Genomic DNA, 4,653 nt, shown 5'->3' with positions numbered 1-4,653 from the left:
GCCCTGGCCTGCCGGGGCGCCGCCCGGCTGCCCCGCACCCGGGTGCCGGGCCCGGCGGAGGTGGCCGCGCTCACCGCGCTGCTGTCCCCCTCGGTCGCCGCGTGCGCGCTGGTCGCGGAGCGCTCCGGCCACCGGCTCTTCGGCTTCGGCCTGGACATCCTGGCCCTGACCGTCCCGCACTTCCACTTCGCCGGCTTCGCGGCCGCCCTCGTCGCCGGCCTGGTGAGCCGGTCGGCGACGCACGGGCGCTGGGCGCGCGGGGCGGCGTACAGCGTGCCGGCGGGGACCCTGCTCGTGCTGCTCGGCTACTTCGCCGGCGACTGGGCCGAGCTGCTGGGCGCGGTGGTGCTGACCGCCGGGATGTGGGCCGTGGCCCTGGTGACCTGGCGGGACGTCCGGCCGGGCGCCCCGGACCGGGCCACCGGGGCGCTGCTCGCCGTTTCGGCTTCGGTGCTGGTGGCCACCATGGTGCTGGCCCTGTGGTGGGCGGCGGGCGAAGCCACTGGGGTCGTCCACCCCACCCTGACGTGGATGGCCGCGACCCACGGCCTCGGCAACGCGCTCGGCTTCGCACTGTGCTCACTGCTGGCCTGGCGCCGGCTCACCGCCGGCCGCACCGCGCCCGCCCGGCTCGCGCCGGCCGCCCCCTGACCCCAGCCCCCCGCCCCGATCGGAGCTCCCCATGACCCGCCTCACCGGCACCGGCCGGCCCGTCCTCAGCTACCCCGAGCGCGGTGCGACCAGGCTGCGGCCGCTGCCCGCCGGCTACCACCACCTGCACCACCGCACCCGGATCGGCCACGGCCGCGCGGTCTTCGCGGCGGCCGGCGCGGCCGTCACCGACTTCCGGATGCACCGGGCGACCGGGGCGAGGGTCCGCGCCGACGGCCCGGCCGCGCCCGGGGCACGGGTGGAGGTCGGGCTGGGCGCCGGGCCGCTGCGCATCACCGTCCCCTGCGAGGTCGTCTGGGTCCCGGAGGGGCCCGACCGGGCCGGTTTCGCCTACGGCACCCTCACCGGCCACCCCGAGAGCGGGGAGGAGTCCTTCCTCGTGGAACTCGACGCCGACGGCACGGTGTGGTTCGAGGTGACCGCCTTCAGCCGCCCCGCCGCCTGGTACACCCGCCTCGCGGGCCCGCTCGTCCCCGTGCTCCAGCGGGGTTACGCCCGGCTGCTGGGCCGGCGCCTGCGCGCGCTGGCCGCCGGCGGCTGATACTGGAGGGGATGGACTGGTTCACCGCGCCCGGGTACTGGCTGGGCCGGCTGGTCTTCCAGCGGGCCCTGGCCGGCGTCTACGTCTTCGCCTTCGTCGGGGCCGCCCTGCAGTTCCGGGCGCTGATCGGGGCGCACGGCATGCTGCCCGTCCCGCGCTACGTGCGGTACGTGCCCTTCCGCCGGGCCCCGAGCCTGTTCCAACTGCGCTACTCCGACCGGCTCTTCGCCGGCTGTGCCTGGGCCGGGGCGGCCCTGTCGGCCGCGCTCGCCGCCGGGGCGGGCGACCTGGTGCCGCTGGGCGCCGCCATGGGGATGTGGGCGGTGCTGTGGCTGCTGTACCTGTCCATCGTCAACGTGGGCCAGACCTGGTACTCCTTCGGCTGGGAGTCCCTGCTGCTGGAGGTCGGCTTCCTCGCCGTCTTCCTCGGCAACGCCCGGGCCGGGCCGCCGGTGCTGGTGCTGTGGCTCCTGCGGTGGGTGCTGTTCCGGGTGGAGTTCGGAGCCGGGTTGATCAAGATGCGCGGCGACGCCTGCTGGCGCAGGCTGACCTGCCTCGACTACCACCACGAGACGCAGCCGATGCCGGGGCCGCTCAGCTGGTTCTTCCACCACCTGCCGAAGCCGCTGCACCGGGTGGAGTGCGCGGCGAACCACGTCACCCAACTCGTGTTGCCCGTGCTTCTGTTCACCCCCCAGCCGGTGGCCTCGTACGCAGCCGGGATCATCGTGGCCACGCAGCTGTGGCTGGTGCTGTCCGGCAACTTCGCCTGGCTGAACTGGCTGACGATCACGCTCGCGCTCTCGGCGGTGGACTTCACCGGCATCGCCGGCCCCCCGCCGGCCGCTGCCTCGCGTGGCGCGCCCGTCTGGTACGTGGTCCTGGTGTGCGCCCTGACCGTGCTGGTACTGGCGCTGAGCCGCAACCCCGTCGCCAACCTCGTCTCGCGCCGCCAGGTGATGAACCGCTCCTTCGACTCGCTGCACCTGGTCAACACCTACGGGGCCTTCGGCACCGTCGGCCGGATCCGGGACGAGGTGGTGGTCGAGGGGACCACGGACCGCGTCCCCCGCGAGGACGGCGACTGGCGCGAGTACGGCTTCAAGGGCAAGCCGGGGGAACCGCACCGGATCCCGCGCCAGTTCGCCCCGTACCACCTGCGGCTCGACTGGCTGATGTGGTTCGCGGCGCTCTCCCCCGGCTACGCCCGGGACTGGTTCGGGCCGTTCGTGGAGCGGCTGCTGGCGGGCGACCGGGACACACTGCGGCTGATCCGCCACAACCCCTTCCCGGACGCCCCGCCCCGCTTCGTACGGGCCAGGCTCTACCGCTACCGCTTCACCACCTGGCGGGAGTTGCGCGAGACGGGCGCCTGGTGGCACCGCAGGCTGCTGCGCGAGTACCTGCCGCCGACCCGTCTCACGCAGGCCGCCTCCTCAGAGCCCGAGTAGCGCGGCCTCCTGCTCCGCGGAGATGCCCTTGGCCGGACGGTCGGGGCGCTGCGGGGCGACACCGCCGATCGACTGCAGCCAGGTCCAGGTGTCGGCGGCCGTCTCCTCGACCGGCCGGCAGGTGAGGCCCGCCGTGAGGGCCTTGGTGACGTCGTTGCCGAACATGTAGTCGTACGTCTCGCCCTCGGGGAGCCAGATGGGCAGTTGGACCCAGGGCTCGATCCCCGCCTCGAGGATCACGGCCGGGTCGGTCCAGCGCAGTTCGGGCCGGACGCCGGTGGCGGCCGCGCAGGCGTCCAGGAGGCTTCCCATCGTGGCGTGTCCGGCCGGGGCGACCAGGTTGTAGGCCCCGCCGAGCCCGGCCGCGGCCGCGTCGAGGGTCCAGCGCGCGAGGTCCCGTACGTCGATGTACTGGAGCGCCAGGTCGCGGGGGCCGGGGGCGAGCATCGGGCCGCCCCGGGCGACGCGGTTCAGCCACCAGGGCAGCCGTCCGACGTTCTCGTACGGGCCCGTGATCAGGCCGGCGCGCACGAGCAGGGCGCGGTCGCCGAAGGCGTCGACGGCCGCGAGCTCGCCGCCCCGCTTGTCCTCGGCGTAGGCGGTGGACCCGGCGTCCGGCGAACCCTCGACCACCGGGGCGTCCTCGGCGTGGCCGGCGGGGGCGGGGTAGGTGTACACGGAGCAGCTGGAGATGTACGCGTACCCGGCCGCCCGGCCGGCGAGCAGGCGGGCGCTGTCGCGCACCGCCGCGGGGGCGCCGCTCCAGGTGTCGACGACCAGGTCCCACTCCCCCTCGGCGAGGGCGGCCAGCCCGTCGGGGGCGGTGCGGTCCCCGTGCAGTGCGGAGGTTCCGGGCGGGGGCGCGTGGTGCCCCCGGTGGAAGACGGTGACCTCCCAGCCACGGTCCAGGGCGTCCTCGGTGATCGCGCGCCCGACGAATTCGGTCCCACCCAGCATCAGAAGTCTCATGGGCTCGACCCTGCCGGGCGCGGCGGGGCGGCGGAAGGCGTGATCGCCCACAGCGATGACGCTGACGGCGTAGGGGAACGGGGAACCGGCGGCGGCGCCCGGTGCTCATGCCGCGCCCCCGTCGCCCTGGAGGGCGCGGGGGCGGGGTACGGTCCGGGCCGCGGCCGGTGGCCGGCGGCCCGGTGCCGTCAGTCGATGCCGGGCAGGATGTGCGGCTCCGCCAGGTCGTCCTCGTAGCCTGCCAGCCGGATGGGTGCGGAGCGGGCCCAGACCTCGAGGCTGCCGAGTTCGTCGGACCGCGTGTTCGCCCCCCGTCCCGTGCGCTCCAGAGTCGGCTCGGGCTTCTTCTTCGTCTCAGTCACCGCGCACTCCCTTGGTGTGGCGTAACCCGGCGGGCGGGACCGCACGCCGGATAGGGAAATCGAAAGGTTTTCCGGACGCGGTGGCGCCTTGGTGGAGCGGTGCCCGGGTGGGGCTCCTTGCGCCTTAGGGTACACATATGAGCGGGGGGCCGCTCGATGGAACGGCAAAATCCGCGCCGGACCGCTCGTTTTCGCCCCGAATGCAGGAAGTCGTACACCTGCGGCCGCGTCGGGGCCGGTCCGCCTCGACGGCGGTGGCACGTGCGCGCGGACGACGGAGGGAGCGGCTGTGGCTATCTCGGAGGTGTCCACGGTCGACAGTGTGGGCGGGCCGGCCGAGCCGCCGCACGCGCACCGGAGCGGCCGGACGGCGGCGGACGGCCGCGCCGCCGCACCGGGCCGCGCGGGCCGAGCGGACGTCGGGCCTGGACGCAGGGGCGGTACGGGGCCGGCGGCCGGTACGGGAACCGGTCGCCGCCGGGCCTGCCGGACCTGACGGGGGGGTTCGCCCGTACGAGTGAGGGGCCGGGGGGGGGGGCCAGACCGGGCGCCCCCCCCCGGGCGGTAATACAAATAGGAGGGGGGCGGGCGAATCACTTAAAACGCCATCAGCACAGCCAGGCCCCCCCCCCCCCCCCGCGCGAGGTTAACGGGGGCG

The 4,653-nt window shown here is 75.2% G+C and carries 5 protein-coding genes; 3 read left to right on the top strand and 2 right to left on the bottom strand.

The window, feature by feature from the left end; translation table 11 throughout:
• From AB0D45_RS34505 to AB0D45_RS34495, 3 genes are all read left to right on the top strand, one after another.
• Positions 1–651 (top strand): YndJ family protein (locus AB0D45_RS34505; protein WP_362466585.1); only part of this gene is annotated, 651 nt, incomplete at its 5' end.
• 31 nt (positions 652–682) lie between these two features.
• Positions 683–1,213, top strand: a complete 531-nt coding sequence (locus AB0D45_RS34500) for a DUF1990 domain-containing protein (protein WP_362466582.1) — start codon at positions 683–685, stop codon at positions 1,211–1,213.
• Between the two features lie 11 nt (positions 1,214–1,224).
• Positions 1,225–2,664 carry a lipase maturation factor family protein gene (locus AB0D45_RS34495; protein ID WP_362466580.1) on the top strand — a complete coding sequence of 480 codons (1,440 nt, stop codon included), beginning with the start codon at positions 1,225–1,227 and terminating at the stop codon, positions 2,662–2,664.
• Here AB0D45_RS34495 and AB0D45_RS34490 read toward each other — a convergent pair.
• Complete coding sequence (locus tag AB0D45_RS34490; protein ID WP_362466577.1) at positions 2,650–3,633, bottom strand: NAD-dependent epimerase/dehydratase family protein; 984 nt, start codon at positions 3,631–3,633, stop codon at positions 2,650–2,652. The two genes, AB0D45_RS34495 and AB0D45_RS34490, sit on opposite strands and share 15 nt — an antisense overlap.
• Before the next feature lie 188 nt (positions 3,634–3,821).
• A complete protein-coding gene (locus AB0D45_RS34485) occupies positions 3,822–3,995 on the bottom strand; it encodes a hypothetical protein (protein WP_361608951.1) in 174 nt (57 codons plus the stop codon).
• Positions 3,996–4,653 lie beyond the last annotated feature (658 nt).

It is taken from the genome of Streptomyces sp. NPDC048352 (genome assembly GCF_040651895.1).
GTDB lineage: Bacteria > Actinomycetota > Actinomycetes > Streptomycetales > Streptomycetaceae > Streptomyces.
Note: the sequence above shows the minus strand (reverse complement) of the source record. Positions and strands in the feature narration are given on the sequence as shown.